The organism is Terriglobus aquaticus, assembly GCF_025685415.1.
Lineage (GTDB): Bacteria > Acidobacteriota > Terriglobia > Terriglobales > Acidobacteriaceae > Terriglobus > Terriglobus aquaticus.
Genome location: NZ_JAGSYB010000001.1, coordinates 2819143 through 2842685 on the forward strand (window position 1 = coordinate 2819143; position 23543 = coordinate 2842685).

General features: G+C 61.4%; 18 protein-coding genes. 11 read left to right on the forward strand and 7 right to left on the reverse strand.

What is annotated here, in order from left to right; genetic code table 11:
* Positions 1 to 145: 145 nt before the first annotated feature.
* Together OHL12_RS11725 and OHL12_RS11730 are read left to right on the forward strand one after the other, a co-directional pair.
* A complete protein-coding gene (locus tag OHL12_RS11725; protein WP_263414000.1) occupies positions 146 to 2239 on the forward strand; it encodes a CocE/NonD family hydrolase in 2094 nt (697 codons plus the stop codon).
* A 293-nt stretch (positions 2240 to 2532) separates the two neighbouring features.
* Positions 2533 to 4746, forward strand: coding sequence for a putative bifunctional diguanylate cyclase/phosphodiesterase (locus OHL12_RS11730; protein WP_263414001.1), 2214 nt, complete (start codon positions 2533 to 2535; stop codon positions 4744 to 4746).
* Positions 4747 to 4864: 118 nt separating this feature from the next.
* Here the strand turns inward: OHL12_RS11730 and OHL12_RS11735 are convergent, their stop codons facing one another.
* Positions 4865 to 5257, reverse strand: a complete 393-nt coding sequence (locus OHL12_RS11735) for an ArsR/SmtB family transcription factor (RefSeq protein WP_263414002.1) — start codon at positions 5255 to 5257, stop codon at positions 4865 to 4867.
* Positions 5258 to 5522: 265 nt separating this feature from the next.
* Between OHL12_RS11735 and OHL12_RS11740 the strand changes: the two genes are divergently transcribed.
* Positions 5523 to 6263 (forward strand): SDR family NAD(P)-dependent oxidoreductase, encoded by a 741-nt coding sequence (locus OHL12_RS11740; protein WP_263414003.1) that lies wholly within the window; start codon positions 5523 to 5525, stop codon positions 6261 to 6263.
* Between the two features lie 54 nt (positions 6264 to 6317).
* Here OHL12_RS11740 and OHL12_RS11745 read toward each other — a convergent pair whose 3' ends face one another.
* A complete protein-coding gene (locus OHL12_RS11745; RefSeq protein WP_263414004.1) occupies positions 6318 to 7352 on the reverse strand; it encodes a MauE/DoxX family redox-associated membrane protein in 1035 nt (344 codons plus the stop codon).
* Positions 7353 to 7517: 165 nt separating this feature from the next.
* Between OHL12_RS11745 and OHL12_RS11750 the strand changes: the two genes are divergently transcribed.
* From OHL12_RS11750 to gyrA, 3 genes are all read left to right on the forward strand, one after another.
* Positions 7518 to 8186, forward strand: coding sequence for a hypothetical protein (locus OHL12_RS11750; RefSeq protein WP_263414005.1), 669 nt, complete (start codon positions 7518 to 7520; stop codon positions 8184 to 8186).
* Positions 8187 to 9165: 979 nt separating this feature from the next.
* Complete coding sequence (locus tag OHL12_RS11755; protein ID WP_263414006.1) at positions 9166 to 9999, forward strand: helix-turn-helix domain-containing protein; 834 nt, start codon at positions 9166 to 9168, stop codon at positions 9997 to 9999.
* Between the two features lie 143 nt (positions 10000 to 10142).
* On the forward strand, positions 10143 to 13121 hold the full coding sequence (gene gyrA, locus OHL12_RS11760; RefSeq protein ID WP_263414007.1) for a DNA gyrase subunit A: 2979 nt from the start codon (positions 10143 to 10145) through the stop codon (positions 13119 to 13121).
* Positions 13122 to 13291: 170 nt separating this feature from the next.
* Here the strand turns inward: gyrA and OHL12_RS11765 are convergent, their stop codons facing one another.
* A complete protein-coding gene (locus OHL12_RS11765) occupies positions 13292 to 15391 on the reverse strand; it encodes a DUF2075 domain-containing protein (protein ID WP_263414008.1) in 2100 nt (699 codons plus the stop codon).
* Positions 15392 to 15431: 40 nt separating this feature from the next.
* Between OHL12_RS11765 and OHL12_RS11770 the strand changes: the two genes are divergently transcribed.
* Complete coding sequence (locus tag OHL12_RS11770) at positions 15432 to 16217, forward strand: hypothetical protein (RefSeq protein WP_263414009.1); 786 nt, start codon at positions 15432 to 15434, stop codon at positions 16215 to 16217.
* A 283-nt stretch (positions 16218 to 16500) separates the two neighbouring features.
* Here the strand turns inward: OHL12_RS11770 and OHL12_RS11775 are convergent, their stop codons facing one another.
* Positions 16501 to 16896, reverse strand: a complete 396-nt coding sequence (locus OHL12_RS11775) for an energy transducer TonB (protein ID WP_263414010.1) — start codon at positions 16894 to 16896, stop codon at positions 16501 to 16503.
* Between the two features lie 610 nt (positions 16897 to 17506).
* Between OHL12_RS11775 and OHL12_RS11780 the strand changes: the two genes are divergently transcribed.
* The 3 genes from OHL12_RS11780 to OHL12_RS11790 all read left to right on the forward strand — a co-directional run bounded on the left by OHL12_RS11780 (position 17507) and on the right by OHL12_RS11790 (position 19354).
* On the forward strand, positions 17507 to 17668 hold the full coding sequence (locus OHL12_RS11780) for a DUF3309 domain-containing protein (RefSeq protein WP_263414011.1): 162 nt from the start codon (positions 17507 to 17509) through the stop codon (positions 17666 to 17668).
* A gap of 389 nt (positions 17669 to 18057) precedes the next feature.
* A complete protein-coding gene (locus OHL12_RS11785; RefSeq protein ID WP_263414012.1) occupies positions 18058 to 18516 on the forward strand; it encodes a BLUF domain-containing protein in 459 nt (152 codons plus the stop codon).
* 241 nt (positions 18517 to 18757) lie between these two features.
* Entirely contained in the window at positions 18758 to 19354 is a 597-nt protein-coding gene (locus OHL12_RS11790; protein WP_263414013.1) for a PEP-CTERM sorting domain-containing protein, read from the forward strand.
* 303 nt (positions 19355 to 19657) lie between these two features.
* Here the strand turns inward: OHL12_RS11790 and OHL12_RS11795 are convergent, their stop codons facing one another.
* Positions 19658 to 21214, reverse strand: coding sequence for a cation:proton antiporter (locus tag OHL12_RS11795; protein ID WP_263414014.1), 1557 nt, complete (start codon positions 21212 to 21214; stop codon positions 19658 to 19660).
* 180 nt (positions 21215 to 21394) lie between these two features.
* On the opposite strand from OHL12_RS11795, the gene OHL12_RS11800 reads away from it, so the two are divergent.
* A complete protein-coding gene (locus OHL12_RS11800) occupies positions 21395 to 21811 on the forward strand; it encodes a helix-turn-helix transcriptional regulator (RefSeq protein ID WP_263414015.1) in 417 nt (138 codons plus the stop codon).
* A gap of 51 nt (positions 21812 to 21862) precedes the next feature.
* On the opposite strand, the gene OHL12_RS11805 is transcribed toward OHL12_RS11800, so the two are convergent.
* Both OHL12_RS11805 and OHL12_RS11810 read right to left on the reverse strand, forming a co-directional pair.
* Positions 21863 to 23080 (reverse strand): VWA domain-containing protein, encoded by a 1218-nt coding sequence (locus tag OHL12_RS11805; RefSeq protein WP_263414016.1) that lies wholly within the window; start codon positions 23078 to 23080, stop codon positions 21863 to 21865.
* Positions 23081 to 23167: 87 nt separating this feature from the next.
* Entirely contained in the window at positions 23168 to 23527 is a 360-nt protein-coding gene (locus OHL12_RS11810) for a VOC family protein (RefSeq protein WP_263414017.1), read from the reverse strand.
* Positions 23528 to 23543 lie beyond the last annotated feature (16 nt).

Sequence of the window (23543 nt, forward strand, 5' to 3'; positions counted from 1 at the left end):
ATGCCAATCATCGCACGCACGCAGCCGCGGCATCTCCCGCCCGCAACGGTGCTCTGCGCCTAGCCGCGATAGGCCCGCTTCGCGACTCAGCGAAGCACGAGCTGTCTGCTACCCTTCGGCTATCCCGTCTTCAGGAGCCACCCCCATGCGCACGCATCGCGCCGCTGCCTTGATTGCGTCTCTCGCAACCATTGCCACGTTTGCCACGGCAGCCCACGCGCAGCGTCCGGGCCCGCTCACTGCAGAGCAGCGCCAGCACCGCGAAGACGTCGAGAAGCAACTGGAAGACGCCGCCATCATCGATCGCAAGGTCATGGTCCCCATGCGCGACGGTATTCGCGTCCAGGCCGACGTCTACCGTCCCAAGGACACGTCGAAGAAGTACCCGATCATCTTCAGCCGCACGCCCTACAACTTCAACTTCTGGGACGTGCGCAACGGCACCTACCGCGACATGTCGCAGGAACTCGACGCGGTGAAGCGCGGCTACGTGCTCATCGAGATGAACGAGCGCGGCCACTTCTTCTCCGAAGGCAACTACGACATCCTCGGCGCTCCGCTCTCTGACGCCGACGACCAATTCAACTGGATGGGCTCGCAGCCCTGGTCCAACGGCAAGATCGGCCTGATCGGCTGCTCTTCGACCGCGGAGTGGCAGCTCGCCGCCGCCTCCCTCAACAACAAGAACCTGACCACGATCATCCCGCAAAGCTTCGGCGCGGGCGTCGGCAAGGTGGGCCCGTACAACGAGCAGGGCAACTGGTATCGCGGTGGCGCCGTGCAGATGCTCTTCATCGACTGGATCGCCGACGAGCAGAACCAAATCCGTCCCATGTTCCCGAAAGACAGCACGCAGGCCGACCTGATCGCCGGCGCCAAGCGCTTTGACCTCGCGCCCGCCCCCGTCACCACCGACTGGGCCCAAGCCTTCCTGCACCTGCCCGAGCAGGACATCATCAAGGCCGTCGGCGGTCCCGCCGGCATCTTCGCCGACGCAATGCCCGTGCCGACCGGCGGCCGCATGATCCAGCGAACGCCCAACGACCCGGCCTGGCGCAAGGGCGGCCTTTGGCAGTCCGACACCATGCCCATCCACGTGCCGGGCTTCTGGTTCATGACCTGGTACGACGTCTCGATCGGCCCGAACCTCGCCGCCTACAACTTCGTTCGCAACGACAAGTCCAACCCCTTCCGCGACGACCAGTACGCCGTGATCGCGCCCACGCTGCACTGCGGGTACAAGCGCGCCACCGAACACACCGTCGTGGGTGAGCGCGACATGGGCGACGCCCGACTCGATTACGACGCGCTCACCTACGCTTGGTTCGACCACTTCCTCAAGGGCGACGACAACGGTTTCCTGGCCAAGCAGCCCAAGGTGCAGTACTACACCATGGGCATCAACAAGTGGCAGACCAGCGACGTATGGCCGCCCGCCGGGGCCAAGCCTGTCACGCTGCGGCTTGAGAGCAACGGCAAGGCCAACAGCCTGAACGGCGATGGCTGGCTCGCGAATACGACGCACGATTCCCTGCTGCAGTTCGCCCGCCATGACGCCACCAAGGACCCCAACGCCGCAGACCCCAAGCACCCCGGCCATGAAACCGAGCACCACCTCTACGGCTCCGTTCGTCGCGCCGACAAGCTCGAACTGGCGAAGGACATGCCCGACACCTTCACCTACGACCCCATGCACCCCACGCCCAGCTATGGCGGCAACGTCTGCTGCGCGTCCAACACGATCCCCGGCAACGGTGGCGCGCTCGATCAGCGCAAGATGGAGCTGCGCGACGACATCCTCGTCTACACCAGCGAGCCGCTGCAGCAAGGCATCGAGGTCAGCGGCCCCGTCACCGTCACCTACTACGTATCGACCGACGTGAAGGACACCGACGTCACCGCCAAGCTGATCGACGTCCTGCCCGACGGCACCGCATACAACCTTGACGAAACCATTCAGCGCCTGCGCTACCGCAACGGCGACAGCAAGGTAGAGCTGATGGAAAACGGCAAGGTCTACAAGGTCACGCTCACGCCCATGAACACCAGCAACTACTTTGCCGCGGGCCATCGCATCCGGCTTGAAGTTGCGGGCGCGAACTTCCCACGCTTCGACCGCAACCTGAACACTGGCGGCAACAACTACGACGAGACCACCTCCGTCGTGGCCCACACCAGCATCCATCACTCGCCGCAGTACCCCAGCAGCATCATGCTCACCGTTGTGCCCGCGCACTAGCCGCGGCTCCGCTCTGCCGGGGGCTGCCGCGCTACCCAAAACGGCCAGGTGGCGAGCCGCCGCGCCGTGCACGGGCGTGCTCGCATGTCAAGTTGCCCCGGGTTCCACCGAACGATCTACCACAAAGGTCGCACGCTTCTTAGGCCTAAAGTTGCTCGCGCGACCCCGCGTAGTGCGGCACACTGTTTCCACAGCCGAAGCAAAACGCTTCGCTGCGATGCACCACTTTGGAACTTCGGCGGTCGAGGCGACTCACCGCTTTCCAGTTCTGTTTCGAGCCTTGGAGAAGAACCGTGAACGCCCTAGCTTCACCAGCACACTCGCGTCCATCCAGCGCGGAACAGAACGATGACCTGCTGCTCCTCTGCAGCCAAACCCTTCTGAGCGGCATCGCCAGCAGCATCCTTGTCCTCCGCACCTCCGGTCACATCGCGTTTGCCAACAAGGCAGCCGAAGCCATGATCGGCCGGTCCAGCGCCGAACTTGCAGGTCTGCACCTCTCCGCGCTGTTTATGGAAGAGGCCGAGACCCGGCAACCCTCTCCTGAGAGCGAATCGACAACCAGGCGCGGCCGCCTCGTCGTTCCGGGCAGGGTCGATCTCCCTGTACGGATCAATGTGCGATCCCTGGACGGCGGAACCGGCAACCTGCAAGGCAGTGTTGTCACCGTGGAAGACATGTCGGACCTGCTGCAGATGGATGAGTTCGTCAAGCAGATGCTGCGCTGCGACCCGCTCACCGGCCTGCCCAGGGAAGAGACCCTGGCCGAAGCCATGGAAGCGGCGCTGATGCAGTTGCATACTGCCGGCCGCTCCTTTGCCTTGCTGGAACTCAATCTCGACCAGTTCCGCCGCATCAAGGAATCGCTGGGCAACGACGCCGCCTCGGGCGCTCTCCGCGAAGTCGCCACCCGCCTTTCGAAGGCCGTCCACAAGGGCGACGTCGTCTCCCGCAACACCGCAGACGCCTTCACCATTCTGCTGACCAACTGCAGCTCAGAGCAGGAGGCCCTCGACCGCGCCCACATCGTGCTCGAAGCCTGCCGCCAGCCCTTTCGCTTTGGCCCGTACAGCACCAGCGTCACAGCCAGTATCGGCATGAGCTACTCGCGGCCCGGTACTGTATCCACCAGCGGATTCGCCACCGAGGCCGAGTTGGCCCTGCGCCGCTGCAAAGCCATGGGCGGCAATCGCGTCGTCTCCTTCGAGCCCAGCATGGCCGACTGGCACTCCCACGCGGTCCAGATGGAATCGCAGATGCAAACCGCCCTGGCCAACGAAGAGTTCTACGTCGTGTACCAGCCGCAGGTGTGCTGCCAGACCGGCCGACTGATTGGCGTTGAATCGCTCTTGCGCTGGAAAAGCCCCACCAGCGGCCTCATCATGCCGGGCACCTTTATTCCTGCCGCCGAGGAAAGCGGGCTCATCGTCCAACTGGGCGAATGGTGCCTCCGCGCAGCCGCCAAAGAGGTCGCTGGCCTCCAGCAACAACTCGGTTATCCCGTCCGCCTCGCGGTCAATGTCTCGCCCAAGCAGATCTACTCGCCCGGCTTCAAAGACATGGTTCGCCGCACCCTTGAGGAAAGCGGTCTGAGCCCTGAAACGCTGGAGCTGGAGATTACCGAAAGCCTGCTCGTCAGCCACGAGGAAGAAGCCGTCAAGGCCATCAACAGCCTTCAGGAACTCGGCATCTCCCTCGCCATGGACGATTTCGGCATGGGCTTCTCCAATCTCAGTTACATCAACCGATTCAAGATCGATCGACTCAAGATCGACCGCTCCTTCATCAGCCGCTGCCCGGAAGATCACAACAGCCGCATGATCACCACCTCGCTCGTCTTCCTTGCCAAGTCTCTCGGCATGGAAGTCGTCGCGGAAGGCGTGGAAACCGAGGATCAGGCTGCGCTGCTGGCTCAGCTCCAGTGCGACCTGGCACAAGGCTACCTCTATTCGCGGCCCACCACTGCGGCTGAGATCTGCAGCATGGCGACCGCCCTACTCGCCAACGCATCGGCCCCCCGTCCCGTCGCGACCAAGTCTGGCGAACGGCGCATCATCGAGGCAGTCGCTGCCTCCGTGGCACAGGTTCCAGATCCGGTGACCACGACATTGGCTTCACAGGCCGAAAGCCACGTCCTAACTCTCGGGACTCGCGCTTCGCTCTCCGGCGAAGCCCAGAGCGAGCCCGCGGAAACAGCGGCAGTTCAGGTCGCCGCCGCAGCAGCACATCCAGCGAACGGTGAGGAGACCGCGCCCGCCCCGTCCCGCGAACTGCAGGCTAGCTTCACCGCACACACTATCCTGGTACCGCCCGACGAACGCCCGGTGGAACCCTCTGTGGACTCCACGATGCGAAGCTCCCTTTCCAGCGAACGCCGCAAGCAGCAGCGCACCGCAGAAGTCTCCCTGGAGCCGCGCGAACCCCTCTGCCGTCCGTCGCGCCCGAAGCGCATTCCCGGGGCCATGCGCATCCGCTGGACCGCGGTCCCGGACAGCGAACCGGCCTGACATCCGCTTCGCGTCGCCGCACTATCGGCCCATCTAACTAAGCCCGCAATGAGGCGCTGACCGTCAAGCACGCGGCGCAGCAGCGGACCTGGCGGCCTCTCGTCCTGCCAGGCAGGAGCTACGCAGCGCGAGCTACGACCCGTGCCCGCTTCCGCGCGCGCGCGCGCGATTTCTTCTTCTCTGCTTCCATTTGGATCGCGTGCGCATCCGCAATCGCCCGGATCAATCCCGGATAGCGCGCATCGATTTCGGCACAGCGCGACGTATTCCGCATCTCGGTTCCCTTGCGTTCGCCGCGAATCAGCCCAGCCTCGCGCAAAATCCGCATGTGCTGCGACAGCGTTGACTTGGGGATCGGCCGGTCCACGCCACTCGCCAGCACCGTGCAGCTATGGGCGCACTCCGCGGCCACAATCTCAGAGAACAGTGCCACCCGCACCGGGTCCGCCAGCGCATGCAGAATCGCCTCCACCGGCACATCTTCAATCGCGGGATGAATCAGCGGCTTCATTGGTTCGGCTCTCTACACAGTAGTAGATGCTGCAGACCGGTTTTCCATCCACAACCGGCTCGCAACGTACATCAACCCGCTTCCTGCCTTCGCCGTCCCTGCTCCCCCGCCACCCGGGCTTGTTTGCTGTCAACCAGACCCATCGCCCGCGTCCGTTCACCCATAGTTCATAATTCCTGAACTTTTGAATCCTGCTTCATCGCCGCGCAGTCTCATCCTGCAGAACACAGGCGGCAACCAGGCCGTCCTAAAGGAGAAACAATCCATGGGCAAGCTCGATGGAAAAGTAGCCGTCATCACGGCAGGCACCAGCGGCATGGCACTCGCCACCGCCAAGCTCTTCGTTCAGGAAGGCGCCCACGTCTTCATCACCGGCCGCCGCAAAGACGTGCTCGACGACGCCGTCAAGCAGATCCAGCAGGTCGGCCCCAGCATCACCGGCATCCAGGGCGACGCCTCCAAACTCGAAGACCTCGACACACTCTTCGAAACCGTGAAGCGCGAGAAAGGCAAGATCGACATCCTCTTCGCCAGCGCCGGCCGTGGCGAGTTCGCCTCCATCGATCAGGTCACCGAACAGCACTTCGACGAGACCTTCGACCTCAACGTCCGCGGCACCCTCTTCACCGTGCAAAAGGCGCTCAAGCTCTTCAACGACGGCGGCAGCATCATCCTCAACGGCTCCATCGCCGGCAGCAAGGGCTCCGCCGCGTTCGGCGTCTACTCCGCCAGCAAAGCCGCAGTCCGCTCCTTCGCTCGCACCTGGGTCGCCGAACTCAAGGATCGCCAGATCCGCGTCAACGTCATCAGCCCCGGACCCATCGACACCCCCATCCTCGCCCCGCTCCCCAAGGAAGCCGTAGAGGGCTTCATCGCACAGGTCCCGCTTGGCCGAATCGGCAAACCAGAAGAGATCGCCACCACCGCCCTCTTCCTCGCCTCATCCGATTCCAGCTACATCAACGGCGTCGAACTCTTCGTCGACGGCGGCCTCGTCTCGGTCTAATCCGCGGACGACAAATTCTAGTAGAGCAGCTGCTGGTGTGTCAGCCCGGCAGAGCTAATAAGCATGTGCGGGGTACAGGGCGAGCAACTCGCGAATCGAGTTAGCGCCCTGTGCCACGCCGCTACCGATCGTACCGTCACTCAAGACGATCACCGCGGACGGCGTGCCCCACGCGTGGTACTGATCGGCCACTTCCTGGCCCTGCTGTAGCAAGACCATAGCTGGATCCAGCACGGACGCCTTCTCGTAGTTTTCCTCGACCGTCCCTTCGCTCACGATTACCACCCGCAACCCTGCCGGATTCTCGACCATCCACGAAGCTGCCTCTGCCACCAGTGCAAGACACGGTCCGCATTGTGGGTTCATGAAGAGCAATAGGATCGCGTGCGATCCCTCCAGCAGCGACCCCAGCGATACGGCATCGCCCATCAGGTTTGGCAGCGAGAACGTGGGCGCCAGCGAGCCGATACCGGGTGCGCCACCATGACCCTGCGGTTCCGCGGCGTCCTGCGTTCCCTGCATCATCAGGCTCTCCACTCTTTCCAGCCGCAGCAGCAGCCGGCCTTGCTGCCGCAACATCAAGGCAAACAGACTCAACTGCACCACCAACACAGCCAGGATTAGGGCGACCGCTACGCTGAGCGGTGCATGCCGCCGCCCGAACAGATCCGTCCATGCAGAGAAGACTCGCGAAGAACCGGCGACGCCGAGCATGGCTGCATCCAGCATCAGCGCAACGTTGCGAACGATGGTGCGTGGCCCGATGGGCGCCGAATGCACCTGGCCGAAGCAATTGCAAGAAGGTCGCTTGCCTCGGGACAAATTGCGAACAATGGCCACGAGAAACAGACAGAGCAGGACGCAAGCAGCCGCTGCACCGGCGCGCATTGTGAAAGGCACCGCAAGCGAAGCCGCCACAAGCAACTCCGCAATGGGCAGAACGATCGCCAGAGGAGTCCCGAAGCGGTCAGGGACACCAAAGTCCTGCAGGGTCTGGCGGGTCCCCGCCCTGTCGCGCAGCTTCGCCGCTCCGGCAATCAGAAACGTCGCAACCAACACGGTCTGCAACACAAAAAACAGGTATGGCATGGTTTCACCTCGCATCAGTGAATCGGATTTGGATTGACGTTGGTGCAAACGTAGCTACCATTCACCCGATTGCAGTAACTCTGTCCAATGCCACAACACACACCGCCACAGCATGTAGGCGAAGTTAGCGAGCAGCAGGTGCCGATCGTGTGTCCATTCGGGCCCATGGACTGGCAGGCATACTGGCTGATCCTCCCCAGGAGTGTTGGGCAGCCAAAGCAGGATCCGTTGCTGCACACTTGCCCGGGCGCGCAACACGTGTTGCCACAGACTCGCTTCGGATCGGGGCAGCACACATTGTTCACGCAGGTTCCCGCGCAACACTGGCCGTTGCAGCACGGGTTAAACGGCGGGCAGCATTTGTTGTTGCAGATGTGGCTGGGATCGGGACAATACACTCCGTTCTTGCAGTCCTGGGGCGCCGCGCAAACTCCGCCGCAACAGATCTGCCCGGCCGTGCAACACTCTTTCCCGCAGTTCACCAATCCTGTCGGGCAGCCACAGCTGCCGTCGGGCGAACAGCTTGAAACGTTCGCGCCGCAGCACACGTTGTTGCACACCACCATGTTCTGTGGGCAGCACAGATCGCCACGGAAGCAGTTGTCGTGTCGTCCGCAGCAGGTAAACACACCACCACACGGCACCGGGCAGCATCCGCCACCGGGCAACTGGCACGTTCCCCAACACGCCAGCCAAATCACGTTGTACGCTGCTATCGCCGTCGCCCATGCCACCGGGCCGCCTATCCATACCTTCCAATCGTTGATCCCCGATTTATCCGCCGCCAGGTCGCCGCAATTGTTCCAGCAGTTATCGCAATCCGGAGCGTTGTAGGTTCCGCCAGGCACATACCAGCCATCGCCCGGATCGTTCGGTCCGCCCTGACCCGGCTTGTAGGCCATCACGCTGCGTTGGCCACCCGCTGCCACACCGGGTCCAGTAACTGCTGCCGGACGGTTGACGGTGGTGGTGAGACGGGAGGCTGTTGCCGGAAGATTGTGGCACTTGCGCAAACCCTGGCTCGCCTGGGACGCCAACGCAGTGACAATCGGCTGCAATCCCGCATCAAGGATCAGGGCCGGGGCGGGATTCCGGTCCAGAAATGCGACTCCCGTTGCCGTGCCGCGGTTGTCCATAACCGCGCTTACAGCCCTGTTATCGATAACTCCCGTAACCTGTCCTGGCCTCATCTGCAGAGTCGCGTTTGCAATACCGCGCGCACCTGCGCCGTAGGCGATGGTCGCAGTTCCGGTGTGATCCTCTGAGGTGGTCACGGTGGAATCCACCAGCGTTTGGCCACCTCGGTGTGCCACGATCCGGGTGGTCACCACACGTGCGACCGCGTCATACGTCAGGGTCTGCTCAAGATCCACGCCAGACTGGCTTACGATCAGGCCTTGTGTCATCACATTGCCACTGCGCTGCCGCTGACATTGCCCGGTCAGCGTCATCGGCAATCTGTTTACCGGTGTTGCCAGGCGAAGGCGCTGGTTCGCCCCAGGCTGCGCGGCCAGTCTCCCCAACGCAGATTGCGAGCCCCATAGCGCCGCCGTCGACGCAGCGCCCTGCACGAACTTCCGCCGCGCAGGACTCGTCGGAGCCGAATGTCCCGCCATGCGCAGACAAACTTTGTCGAACCAATTCATCATGGCAGCGATCTTCCGTTCCACTTAGCGCGGCGACATAGTAAAAACGCGACATCACTGCAAATCTTTTCCGGGAGCACGCAGCCTTGCTCCTCAACCTGCAGTAACTCATCGCAACCTACTCAGCCAGGATCGGCGATGACCTACTTACTTACAGGACGAGCAGGATGCGCACGGTTCTTTCCTCCACGCCCCGGTCAGAGTTGCTTCCCTTCGTGCGTGCCTATGCACAGCGCGAGCTCCGTCTCGAGCCCGACATCGAGCAGCCCGTTGTCGCTACCCTCGAACAGGTTCTGCAATTCGAATTCGCCGATCCACTTGCCATTCACTACGCGGACGGCAATCTTCAATATCCCGGAAGGATCACTCTTGTCGGCGCGCACACGTTCCCACGCGCGTCCATCCTCTTTCGAGGCAGCATCGAATCATTCGGTGTTTTCTTTCAGCCGCTCGGCTTGTGGCAACTCTTTCAGATCCCGAATCGAGCGATGAGCAATCAGGCTTATGACGGGGTTGCATGCCTCGGTCCTGGTGTCCGCAGTTTGTGGGAAGCGATGGCCGAAGACGGAACGTTTCTGGGACGAGTGCGCCTCGTTGAGGAATACCTTTACAGCCGTCTTAGCCGTTGTGAGCCGCATACGTCTGCCATGGCAGCCGCAGCCTACATATTTCGGCACAAGGGCGTTCTGCACATCGGCGAAGTTGCCGGCCGTTCCGCATTGAGTCTGCGGCAATTTGAGCGCAGGTTTGTCGAAGATATTGGTGTTCATCCCAAACTCTTCGCCCGCATCGTTCGTTTTCAAAGTGCGCTTGATACCAAGCTGCGTTTCCCCGCTCGTCCGTGGATACAAATCGCGCACCGATTCGGCTATCACGATCACATGCACATGGTGCACGACTTCCGCTCGCTCAGTGGCTTCTCGCCAACAGCTGTTCTGGCCAGCATCGGCGATGGCAGGCCGTCTGCCCTGCAGGCCTCCGACCATCTCCTGCTTGGATAGGCCACTTAGACCTTGCGGCTTTGGCAACCGCATCTTCGTTCGCGAAAAAGGAGGAGAACTCCTTACGGCTCAAGGTGAACCGGCACACCCCAACCACCTCGCCGGCGGCTTTTGGAGGCCTCGCAATTTATACTGAAAGATGAATGGCAGACGATCAGAACGCACTCCCTTTGGGCCCGAACAACCCCGATTCGAACGACCAGACCGGCGACACCACCGCCCGTAGCGACTCCGGCACGGGCGGCAACACCCCGCCTTCTGGCGGCGGCAGCATGGGTCCCGGCGCGCTCCATCTCTTCCCCATCAACATCGAGGAGGAGATGCGCCGGTCGTATCTCGACTACTCGATGTCGGTCATCATCGGCCGCGCCCTGCCCGACGTCCGTGACGGCCTGAAGCCCGTGCACCGCCGCATCCTGTACGCCATGCAGGAGATGGGCCTCCAAGCCAACAAGAAGTACACCAAGTGCGCCAAGGTCGTGGGCCACGCTATGGGCAACTACCACCCCCACGGCGACTCCGCCATTTACGACGCCATGGTGCGCCTCGCCCAGCCCTTCAGCATGCGCTACCCGCTGGTCGACGGCCAGGGCAACTTCGGCTCAGTGGACGGCGACCCACCTGCCGCCATGCGTTACACCGAGTCGCGCATGACCAAGATCGCCGGCGAAATGCTTGCCGACATCGACATGGACACCGTCGACTTCACCCCGAACTACGACGAGTCCACCTTGGAGCCCACCGTCCTCCCGGCGCGCTTCCCAAACCTCATCGTCAACGGCTCGTCCGGCATCGCCGTCGGCATGGCGACCAACATCCCGCCGCACAACCTGACCGAGATCATCAACGCCGCCATCACCCTGGTGAACGACCCGCACGCCGGCCTCGACCAGGTCCTCGAGCATGTGCAGGGTCCCGACTTCCCGACCGGCGGCTTCATCTTCGGCAAGCGCAACATCCGCGAGAGCTACCGCACCGGCCGCGGCCGCTTCCTCATGCGCGCCAAGTGCAACACCGAAGAGCTGAAGGGCGGCCGCGAGTCGATCATCGTCTCCGAGATCCCCTACCAGGTCAACAAGAACAACCTCATCAAGCGCATCGCCGAGCTCGTCACCGACAAGGTCATCGACGACATCTCCGACGTGCGCGACGAGTCCGACCGCGAAGGCATGCGCATCGTCATCGAGCTGAAGCGCGGCGCCCAGCCGGAAATCGTGCTCAACCAGCTCTACAAGAATACCCAGATGCAGGAAAGCTTCAGCATGATCTTCCTGGCCGTGCACAACGGCCAGCCGCGCGAGCTGCCCCTGCCCGACGCCATCCGCGCCTTCATCGACCACCGCATCGACGTCGTTCGCCGCCGCACCGCCTTCCTGCTCGGCAAGGCGCGCGAGCGCGAGCACATCTTGCTCGGCTACCAGATCGCGCTCGACCACCTCGACCAGGTCATCCGCACCATTCGCAACAGCGGCAGCCGCGCCGAGGCCCGCGAAAACCTCTTCCAGTTCTTCAGCGGCAAGACCATCAACCTGCGCGGTACCGAGCTCGCCGGCGTCACGCTCGACCCCAACAAGTACGGCGTTGACTCCGCTCTGCTGCCCGCCGCACCCGCAGGCTCAGCGCTCGCCGGCTCGCTCATCCTCAGCTACCGCCAGATCGACGCCATCCTCGAGCTGCAGCTCTACCGCCTCACCCAGCTCTCCATTGACGAGCTGCTCAACGAACTCGCCCGCGTCCGCGAGTCCATCGCCGAGTACGAGTCCATCCTCGCCAGCGAAAAGAAGCTGCGCCGCGTCATCGTCAAGGAGCTCGAAGAGGTCCGCGACAAGTACGGCGACGTCCGCCGCACCCAAATCGTCGATGAGACCGCCGAGCTCGGCCTCGAAGACCTCATCGCCGACGAGCAGGTCGCCGTCACCGTCTCCCACACCGGCTATCTCAAGCGCACGCCCATCTCCACCTACCGGCAGCAGCGCCGCGGCGGCACCGGCCGGCTCGGCATGAAGACGCGCGAAGAAGATTTCGTCGCCTCCCTCATCGTCGACTCCACCCACAGCTTCCTTCTCTTCTTCACCAACACCGGCCGCGTCTTCTGGCTCAAAATCTACGAGATCCCCGACGTCGGCGCCGCCGGCAAGGGCAAGCACATGGCATCGCTGCTCGCCCTGCAGCCCGGCGAAAAGATCGTCAGCTACCTCGCCGTCCGCAACCTCAAGGAAGAGGGCAAGTACGTCTTCTTCGCCACCCGCGAAGGCATCGTCAAGAAGACCCCGCTCACTGACTTCTCCAACGTCATGGCCCGCGGCATCATTGCCATCAACATCGACAAGGACGACGAACTCATCGCCGTCCGCGTCACCTCCGGCGACGACGTCGTCTTCCTCGCCACCCGCGACGGCATGGCCATCCGCTTCGAAGAAAAGTACGACCCCGAAAAGTCCGGCGGCCTGCGTCCCATGGGTCGCAACGCCGGCGGCAACAAGGGCATCACCCTACGCAAAAACGACTACGTCATCGGCGTCGCCGTCACCCCGTCTGAGGCGTCCCGCAACCGCAAGCGCCTCGAACTTGCCGCCAAGATCGACGCCGAGCACCCACCCAAACCCGGCAAGCCGTCCATGACCGAGCAGGTCCAGGCCGCCATCGACGAGATGAACCGCGCCAAGGGCAACGTCCCCCTCGAACTCCAGGGTGACAGCTCCGAAAAGGTCGTCGAAGCCGCCCTGCCCGAAGCCGAAGTCGAAAAGATGGAAAAGCTCGACAAGCAGCTCGGCCTCACCGCCTGCCTCATCCTCACCGTCTCTGAAAACGGCTTCGGCAAGCGCACCGACGTCGACGCCTACCGCCTACAGTCCCGCGGCGGCAAGGGCGTCATCAACATGCGCACCACGCCCAAGATCGGCCAGGTCTCCACCATCCAGCTCGTCGACGAAACCACCGAACTCATGGTCATCAGCCAATTCGGCAAAATCATCCGCATCGACACCAAAACCATCCGCGCCGCCGGCCGCGCCACCATGGGCGTCAAACTCCTCGACCTCGACGACGCCGACAAGGTAGCCGCCGCCGTCACCATCCCCAACGAAGAAAAGAACGAAGACGAAAAGCCACTTATTCAGTAGCCCTCGATTGCAACGAAACACGACTCAACAAAGAAGGCCAGCCGCCAAGGCTGGCCTTCCTGCCTAGGAACCTCTCGTCTGGGGTACTGTCGTATACCGCGAGACTCCAGCGCCACCCAAGCTGGAGTCAAGTATCGGGGAAAATCTCGGTCGAGAAAAGCAGCATCTGCTCACTTGCTTTTGTCCTCAATCCTGATCGCGCCGGCGCTAAGCAAGAAGTCTGCGCTGTTGTCGAAGTCCCTGCATTGACGCGTTGGATCTGCGTCATCGCCTTGCGGAATGAATAGCACTAGACCTTGGCGGGCGCGGGTAAGAAGAACACGATAGGCATTTCTTCTGAACATCTCGCGGTCTCGATTTGTGATCAACTGCCATTTGGATTTTGCCGGCATGAAGTTTCGGGTATTCCATCGTTGTCCGTCCCAAATAAAATCGCCGCCCCAACACACTCCGACCCAATCGAGCTCGAGCCCCTGAACTTCGAACTCCGTCGCAAAAACCTCGCACTGATAGCTCGATCGAACATCGCCTCTCGGAGAGAGATACCAATGTTCCCACGGATATTCACTATGGAACGCTGAGTCCGGCTCTAGACCTTCGGCTCGAAGCCGGGCTGCCTTTGACGAGCCAACTAACCCGCAACGTGAACTGCCGATCGCTTCTCTTTTTAGTACTGCACGTGTCTTGTTGAGTGAACGCGTCAGCAACAGCGGGAAACGCTTACTTATGTCGAGCTTTGCTGCCCGAGGAGCGTCTCCGTCGAGAACAGCATTGACCCACTCCGCAAGGTCCTCTGCGCGAAGGCTACGATTTGAAGTACGGAGGTGTAGCAGAGGCTCCTCACGCACTTCGAGCAGCCCGGTTTCTTGGGTGAAAAGCTTCCGCCCTGCTGTTGAGCGGCCTCCGTTGAGCACTTCCGGAGATGCATATACGGTCCACTTCTTTCCCGAGGCGATCAGCGCTCTACCCCATTCCTCCAAACCGGCTTCACCGGTGTTGATTTCCTGTCCGCCACCCACAAGCGCTAGGACAAAGGCCCAGTCGTCATGGCGTTCCATCACCTCAAGAATCATGCTAGGTTCGGATTTCGGTCGCTTGAACTTCTTCATATTCTGTTCTATGTTCCAAGCGCGTTGAGCTTCATCAAAGATCACTACCCGATTGGAAGGGGCACGCTGATCTTCAGCTTCGATATAAGTTCGCGCAAATAGGTGAATATTCTCTATCAGAGTCTTCGCTTGAATGCCGGCATCTGAAGCCAGAACGCCGTCATGGATTCCCTGTCGTCGAAAGTTCTCCTGGAGCACCTTCACAAGCGGCCCATTGCCGCTCATGAAGTGGATAGCACTCTCACTCGCATCCCCGAGGTGTGCAAGGCTCAATCCCACAAGCGTTTTACCCGATCCCGGAACGCCGGTGAGAAAGCAGATACTGTGCTGACTAAGCTGACGAGATTCTTCGATCCGCCACTGGATAGCATGCCTTACCGCCCCGATCTCGTGTTCCGATGCTTCACTCTTAGCGATGTCTTCGATCTTCAGGCCCGTGCGCAACTGACGAGCGGCTTCGATGATTGTAGGAGTGGGAGAGTACGCGCTCGTAGACCATTCAACTCCGCTTAGTTGCGCTGCATGCCTATCTTCCTCGATCGCAGTTAATATCTGCGCGAGGGAGCTCCATTCGACGAACGCGGTGGGTGCTACCCACGTACTCGCCAACGAAGGAAAGTTGAGCACCTGCTGCGCTCTTCTTTCCGTTGAGCGTACACTCGTTCTTACATCAACGCGCTCGGCAACCACTACAGGCAAGATGACACGATTTTGCGATCCAGCGTGGAAGTAATGCAGCAGCAATGCATACTCTTGTGCCTGTTCATCCGCGGCTATCGGCGCTAGTCCCGTTTTGCATTCCAAAATCAGGATTCTCGTTTGCGTAAGTAGCACTACATCAATCCGCTTTGCTTTACGGGGAATTGTGTACTCGAAGACCAGTGTCCAATGTTCGGCTTCAGACCTTTCAGAAACTAACGTCTGGCAGGTAGACGTTAAGTGCTGTAAATCTTTTTCCCAGGTTAGCGTCTGCTGCGTGAACTGTTGAGCAAAGCCAGACCGCGCATGAGCTGATGTAAGCCGCTGCTGAAGCTCAAGCAGATTACTGCGAAGAAATTCTCTGATGGTGAGGCAGGCGTAAGCGGGCACCCCGCCAGCATATCTCTCCCTAAGCAGGCGGAGCTTTGCAAGAATCAACTTCGCCCTATGAATCGCGCTCATGATGTGTAATGAGCCGCCAGTGATGTCTAATCAGTCCTGCATGCGCAAACGACGACTCTGCACCGCGCTCTTGCTTGCAGCGCTCCTCAGCGCCTCGGCACAGCAGCTCTCGCAGGCCGATCAGGTCATCATGGATGCGGCGCGGGCCCGGTACTACAGCTTGCAGGAGAAAGGCTTCGTCTCCCTTGCTTGCACCGTCCACTTTGACGCGGCAACCGTGCCGCTGCTTCCGATGCTCGGCGCCCCGGCGCAGGACCTTCTGAAAGCGACCGCCGTCCGGCTCACCCTGAACGATCATGGTGGTACCACCTCCGTCGCCTACCCGGACGGCACCACCGAAGCCGCCAAGCAGCAGATCGCGCCAGTGATCAACGTCCTCAACTCTCTGCTCACCGGCCTGTACCAGACTTGGCCTTCCAAAGGCCTCTTCGGTCCCATCCCGCCGTTCAGCAACTCGGTAGAGCGGGTCACACCCGCTTCGCAGGGGTATCTCTTCTCGCTCCACGTTCCCGGAGCACCCGCCACCCTATCGACTGACAAGAACTATCTCGCAACCGAGATCGTTAGCGCAGGCGGCACCATTCACGAACACCCCACCTACACCCCAACCCCGGACGGCCTGGTCTACGCCGGCAACGACGCCGTCCAATCAACTCCCGACAATCCCGTCGTCGTGCACTACGAGCAGCAGAACTCCGTCATCGACGGGCTTCGCTTGCCCTCAGGTGGCCGTCTGCGTGTCAACAGCAACATCGACCTGCGCTTCACACTGGAAAACTGCTCAGTCAAGAAAGCGACCGTCGTGCGGGTAGGCCCACCGAAGTAGGAGCGCCTCGGCGCAGCGACTATCGCAGGCCGATTAGGCCACCGTGGACGCCGCGAGAGCCGGGACGACAGCCTGTACAAGAGAAAGGCTTCGTCTCGCTCGCCTGCACCGTCCACTTCGACGCCACAACCGTGCCGCTACTCTCACAGCTTGGCTCTTCCGCGCAGGATGTTCTGAAAGCAACATCAGCACACCGGCAGTTCCCCGCGCGGCCCACCACCGCCCGCAGGACGCGAACCGCATTGCGCCGCGCTCCTCAGCCCCAAGCGGCTGGCCCGATCATTCAGAAGATGCCGAAGCGCTTGCGCCGGATCACTCGAAGGTGCGGGTCGGACATCGCGACTACGTTAACGCAACTGCCGACGACCGTGTAGTGCTGCGTACCCGTACGTCCCTGCTTCGGTTGCGGTCCATCTTGTACGCGCTGCTCGCCACAGACGGGCGGATTCGGTAAGGCAAACTCCACCACCACAGGACAGCTTCGGGGCCCCGTGTACGGGTCCGCCTGCCATCCCTTCACAAACGTCTCGGCTGCCACCCGCAACATGGGCAGCCCGCTTACCGTGTGAACCTCTGTGACCCTTCCCGCAGTGTCGAAGCTAGCGAGGAGCAACACGGTCCCTGACACATGGGCCTCCCTGGCGATAGGCGGATACACCGGCGCCGTTGTCTCACTCACGCTCTGGATCCCGCAGGGCACCTCGGCGGCACAGATGCGACACGCCACGAGTGTTGCAGCCAGAACTGCCAACCGTACAAGCATGCGTGTACTGTACGACGAGACGGAGCCGTCAACCCAGAACAAAGCTGTCAAGCCCCCAACGACCTCATTCGGGAGCTAAGTGTCTCAACCCGCACTACTTCCAAGACAAAAACAGTTGGCATGCTATATCCCTTCAATCTTCTATCCTGGAAAGAGGAGTGGGCCAACTGGATCGATCCGCCCCGCCCGTAACTTCCACCTGCACAGGAACTTACGCGTAAGTCCAATACGCACAAGATGTTACGAGCCGCCCAGAGCACAACATCCAGTGAATGAAGAACTTGCGAAAACAAGGGGGGGGAGGGGGTGGTCGTGAGATAGCGTCCCTGACTCCGAAAGCGAGCGCAGCGCAATGCCAGACGGCCCATGATGCAACGCAAAATGGTCTGCCAAGTACGGCACCGCCCACGTCGGCCCACTTCGCGGCGGGAAGCGGCAGCGCGATAGGTTATTGATCTACCGAGGCTGAAGCAACGCGGTGTCGGGGTTGCGCTTCTCATTCCTCATCTTTCGTGAGGTGTTCCGTATGCCGCTGATCGTGATTCTTGTTCTGCTGATTCTGTTGTTTGGCGGTGGCGGTTACGCCATGGGGCCTGGCCTCGGCTACTACGGTGGCGGCGGCCTCAGCATCATCCTTTTGCTGGTCGTTCTCTATCTGCTCTTTGGGCGTGGCCGCAACACACTGTAGTCGGTTGCGGGCCTGAAATCTGCGTGGCCTATTAGGCTACGCCCCCCCCCGGGTAGATTTGCGCAACATCTTCTAAACATTCAACTTACGTGTCTGATGGCGGCTAAGTTCTTCGAAAGAATGAGCTTAGCCGCAAGTTCTTGCTGGGACGAGAGTTAGCGTATCGCGGGCTCCTAGTGTCTGGCTGGGATGTAAGCCTTCTTCAAGGATACAAAGTGGAAGGGATATACCATGCCAATTCTTTTTGGCTTGGAAGTGCCTTGATGACCACTAGTTAGGTGCTGCGGCGCGTGCAGCGGGGCTTGACACGCCTGAAACCGGTGGAAAACCGGGGACTCCAACCCACAATTGTTGCAACGTGACGCAAACGAACCGGTATAACTTACAAAGTGGATATACCCGCGCACCACCATAGAGCTCAGCTTCTGCAGATCATTTACTGCAGCAGAAGCCGCATCACCGGCACCCCTGAGCAGGTGGCACCCATGCTGGCCCAACTTGTAGCCACATCGCGCCGCAACAACGCATCCGACTGGATCAGCGGCGTTCTGCTGTACAACGGCACCGCCTTTGCACAAGTGCTAGAGGGGCCCGCCAACGCGGTCGAGAGCTGCCTGAATCGCATCCAACAGGATCCCCGCCACAGCAACCTGGTGGTCGTGAGCCGCAATCCGATTCAACGGCGCTTGTTCTCGGCATGGTCGATGGCCTATATCGATGGAGCTTCCTTCCGGCTGCTCTCAGAATCGGCTATCGACCTGGAAGCGATTCTCGCAACCGGCAAGAGTCAGCCCGGCTTTGTGTTGAACCTATTACGCGACGTGATGGGTACGCAGGGCTACGCCTGACGGCTGGGCAGTCTGGCTTAGACGATTCCGCTTTACATCGTGTGGGATGATCGCCAACCGGCGGAGCCAAACCTGTCCAGTGGATGCGTGTAGGCGACACCGCTCGGTTGGCGAGCGACATGACCTAATCTGACGCATCGACCCCACCTACTATCGGTCTACCCAAAACTGGCTGTTCACGGGACCTGCCTGCTTGTGCACGAGGCATGCCGCGAACAAGCGGTCACTCTCGGGAGGACCTATGACTCGCACATCGCCGTGGATTGCGGCTGTGATCCTTGCCTTCGCGTCTGCCATTGCGGCACATGCCGATCCCATCACCGGAACCATTTCCATTTCAGGAAATGACACCTTCGATAATACCCAGATCACCTTCAGTCCAACTACGGGAACGGTGTACCAGGCATCGGGAACTCTTGGCGTATTTGCTCCCTCAATCTCCGGCGGGCAACTCACTGGCTATCTGGCGAACCTGCAGAGTTTCGCCTTTGCAAGTGCTCCTGGAACAACTGTGTTCACCGTGCACGATCACACCGTCGACACTGCATCATTCACCATCACCAGTCTTACTTCTGTCGTGTATGGCCCTGGCGACGCTCTCAGCAGCCCTTACCTCGCGATTTCCGGCCTGGGCTATTTCACGGAGAGCGGATATGACCAGACGAACGGATGGTTCTCACTCACTTCATCTACAACGGGCATCACAGGTTTCGAGCTCGTTTCGTCTGTTGGTGCAACGCCAGAGCCGGGGTCACTGCTGCTGCTGGGAACGGGAATGACGGGCATGGTTGGAGGTTGGCTACGCCGCAGGCGATTGATGGACCAGAGTACCGCTTAGGTCTTTTCATGCGTTGCACAATGACTCACCGCAAGATATGTTTCGATTCGCAGTAAGAACATTACTGCCTCGTTTTAGGTAGCCGATCGAGTGGCGAAAATACGCTAACTCGCTTCTTATCTGGGCACTGAATACGCTGTAACTTACCCTGACTGCAAAGACTAAGACTTGACAAGGCTCGCCGACGGCCCGGGAAGAGGTCATGGCGGGACGGCGAAACATCATAAGAACTGAGAACTGATGTCTGGGTTCTATCCGGGAAGCCTCGATTGCGATCGAGGCTTTTGCTCCGTGGGGTGATGATTAGTTCTCTTCGATCACTCGTTCGTGTTCGGGCAGCAAGGTCAGCTCTCGCCAGTCCAGCTCTTCCTGAAGCTTGAGGTACAGATCGGGACTCAGTTCTGCATCTTCCCGGAACTTTTCCAGGGCTTTGCGCTCCGCCCGGATCGCAATGAGACCGTAACGACGATAGCGTTCCAGGGTGGGCTGCCCAACCGTTGGGATCTCCCCTGTGCGCTGAAGCTGATAGAACGTCCGGAGGCTTTCGGCTTCAGGGTCGTCGTGCTGCTGAAGAGTGGCGAGCCCAACCGTGCAGAGTTGGCGTCGTACCGTCTTCATTTCCTCGAGAGCACTGTCGGTGTGATCCAGATCGAGAAGACGGATTAGCGGATTGAGCGTCATGCCCTGCACTACCAGGGTGACGATGACCACGCCAAACGCGGCAAGCAGGATGGTGTCGCGCCTGGGCAAGTCTGCTGGAAGCGCAAGTGCTGTGGCCATGGTGACGAAGCCACGCATGCCACACCAACCAACCAGGATTGCCTGCCGCAACGAGGCTCGCGGCTCTTTGCCGAGCCGGCGACGCCGCCAGGCGTTCAGGCGATTGAAGGTGATGACGATAACGAAGCGAAGAACGATGACGGCCGCGACGATCAGAGCGGCGAATTGCATGGATTGGTACAGGCGGGCGCGATCCATGCGGCCGATGATGGACCGCACCTGCATGCCCATGAGGAGAAAGGCGAAGACGTTGAGGGCAAAGACAACGGCGCTCCACACGGCAAACGACTGAACGCGCATGCGGGTGTTGCGGTGGATGAGCTCCGGTGTGCGCGCCAGGGTCATGGCAAAAGTGACGAGGCACAGCACGGGAGAGAGCTGCAGATGCTCTGCCAGGATCCAGACGAGATAGGCTTCGCAGAACTGCAGCAGATTGCCGCCGAGGGTGTCCTGAACGAAGGGGTTGATGCGGCGCTGCAACAGAGCGAAGCCCCAGCCAAGCGCGACAGCTCCCGGGACAGCCAACGCCAGGTGAAGACCCGCGCCGACAGTGATGCGGGACGGGCCGCCTGCCGGTGACAGCAGCGCAAGCGCAGTGCTGTACAACAGCAGCGCCGTGGCGTCGTTGAAGAGGCTTTCGCCTTTGAGTACGGTTTCAGTGCTGGGCGGAATGGTTGTGTTGTTGAGCACGGCGGTAGCGGCACCGGCGTCGGGAGGTGCAACGATGGCGCCCAGAGCGAGCGCGGCCGCGACCGGAATGCCTAGCCAGAGGTGCGCGATAGCGGCCACTGCCGCGGCCGTGACGAGGACAGCGAGCACGGCAAAGACCAGCAGCGGCGTGACGAGGCGCCGTGCCGCGCCTAAGGGGAAGTCGTACGCGGCGTCGACGATGACCGGCGCGATGAACAGTGCGAGTGCTGTTTCAGGAGCCAGCGGAATGTTGGGAACGCCGGGGATGAACGCCATGGCGACGCCCGCCGCGGCGAGCATGGCCGGATAGGGCAAGCCGAGGCGGCGCGCCACCTGGAGCAGGACGACGGCCGCAAAGAGCAGCACCAGCAGGCTGTCAAAGAAGGTCATTGTGTTTGACCCATGGGCTTACCCGAACAGCCGCGCGCCATGAGTGGGCGAGGAAAGGAGGCGCGTGTGTGTGGCGATCTGGCTCGCCCCTGATGCCGTGAGTGTCATCCTGCGCCCCTCGCCTTGCCGGTGATTGTATTGGAGATGCGAGGCGAAAGGCGGCCGATGCACAATAGCGGCATGGCCGATACGCCGCTCTTGACGCCCCGCGAAGCCGCCCGATTGCTGGGCATCAGTTATCCCACGATCAAGCAATGGATCCTGCAAGGAAAGCTGGCGACGGTGCCCACGCCGGGCGGACACCACCGCATTGCGCAGGCGTCGCTCGATCCGTTCCTGGATCGCGACGATGAGCGGAGCGACGCGGAGTCACGGGCGAGGTTCCGCCGGGTAAGTGGGCGCAACCAGTTGCTGGGCAAGGTGCTGGATGTGCAGGTGGACGGGCTGATGGCGAAGGTGGTCGTTGCGGTGGGCAAGCAGCAGATTACGAGCATTATCACTGCGGACGCGGTGCGCGAGCTGGAGTTGAAGCGCGGAGACAGCGTGGCGGCGCTGGTGAAAAGTACCGACGTGATGATCGAGCGGTTGGAGGACTAAGCCGGCGTTCGTCGATGTTCGTCTTTCCTGGTTGGAGGGGCCGTTCCTGAACTACTGCGCGGCGCCGATGTAGTAGCCGTCGCGCGCCTGGATGGTGCTCTTCTTGTCGTTGGGAAGATCGACGAGGACGCGGTGGTAGCCCTCGGATGTATCCGTGGGCGTGAAGCCGAGGCGGTACTCCGAGCGGAGTTCTTCGGAGATCTGCTTGTAGATGTCGTCGATGTGCTGCTTGCTGGAGACCTCGAAGACGCGGCCGCCGGTCTCGTCGCAGATGCGTTGGAGGATTTTTTTGCCGTCGACGCGCTGTTCGCCGCCGCGGCCCTGACCGCCGCCGCCGTTGCGGCCGCCGCCTCCTCCACCGGGCCAGCCACCGCCCATTCCGGGAAAGCCGCCGCCCATGCCGCCGCGGCGACCGCCGCCGGGGAAGCCGCCGCCGTTGTGCTCTTCGCCCTTGAAGTAAATGGCGTAGACCGTGGCGTTGGTGCGCTGCGCGGCTTCGATGGCGGACGAGATGGATTCTTTGGAGCCGCGGTCGTCGCCGTCGGTGAGCAGGATGAGCGCCTCGCGATTCGTCTGCTTCGCAGCCGGCGGCTGTTTGTTGATGACCTCGTTCGAGGAGAGATAGATGGCGTCGTAGAGGACGGTGCCTCCACCGCGATAGTTACCGCCACCCTGACCGCCGCGGCGTCCGCCTCCGCGTCCGCCGTAGCCGCCGTTGTTGTTCCCATTGTCCTGCGTGTTGCCGCTGCCGCTGTTCGGATCCTGCTGTTGCGAGCTTCCGCTGAACTGCGGGCGATCGGTGTCGGCGTCGATCTTCTTGAGGCCGGCTTCGAGCTTGGGGAGGGAGGACGTGACGTCGGCGAGCAGGTCAGCCTGGTGCCCGAACTGGACGATGAAGGCCTTGTCCTTGTCGGGGCGCAGGAGCGTATCGAGGAAAGCGGAGCTGGCGGTGCGCTCCTCGTCGAGCACGTTGCGAACGCTGCCGCTGACGTCGACGAGGAGGCCGACGGTGAGCGGGGCTTCGCTGTCTTTGTCGAAGTATTTGATGGTCTGCGGCTTGTTGTTTTCGGAGAGAGTGAAGTCGGTCTGCTTCAGGTTGCGAACGAGTTGGCCCTTCTTGTCGCGCACGATGACGGGGACGATGACGAGGCGCGTGTCGACCTTGATGGTGGGAGCGGAATCAGACTTGCTGGCCGGTTCCTGTGCGTGGGCTGGTGCGAGGGAGAGCGTGAACGCGGCGCACAGGGCGGCGGCGGTGAGGCGGACCATGCCCTGTTGGACGGAGCGGGAGAGAGGTGGGTCTACAGTGGCGCGGTGTGGCTCACCAAGGCTGTGGGTTGCGGTTCGTTGCGAGAGCTACAGAGGCTTGCCGATCTCCCACCGATGACCGTAGATGTCCACGATTGAGCCATCACGCCAGCCGTAGTCGCGGTCCTGCATCGGGGAACGCACCACTGCGCCGGCAGAGACCGCTTGGTCGAACAGGGCATCCGGGTCATCCACGATGAGCATCAGTCGCACTGCCGTGCCGCCAGTCTGTTTTGGGGCAGGGTTGCCGATCGCGTCGCTTGCCGGATGCAGCCAGAACTCCGCGCCCTCGATTCGCAGTTGCGCAACCATATCTTCCGCCGGAGGCGTGCTCCAAGCCGGAGTAGCTCCGAAGGCACGGCCGTAGAAGGCGATGGCCTCGCGGACGTCGCCAGGGACATGCAGCATAGCTGAGATGCGGCAG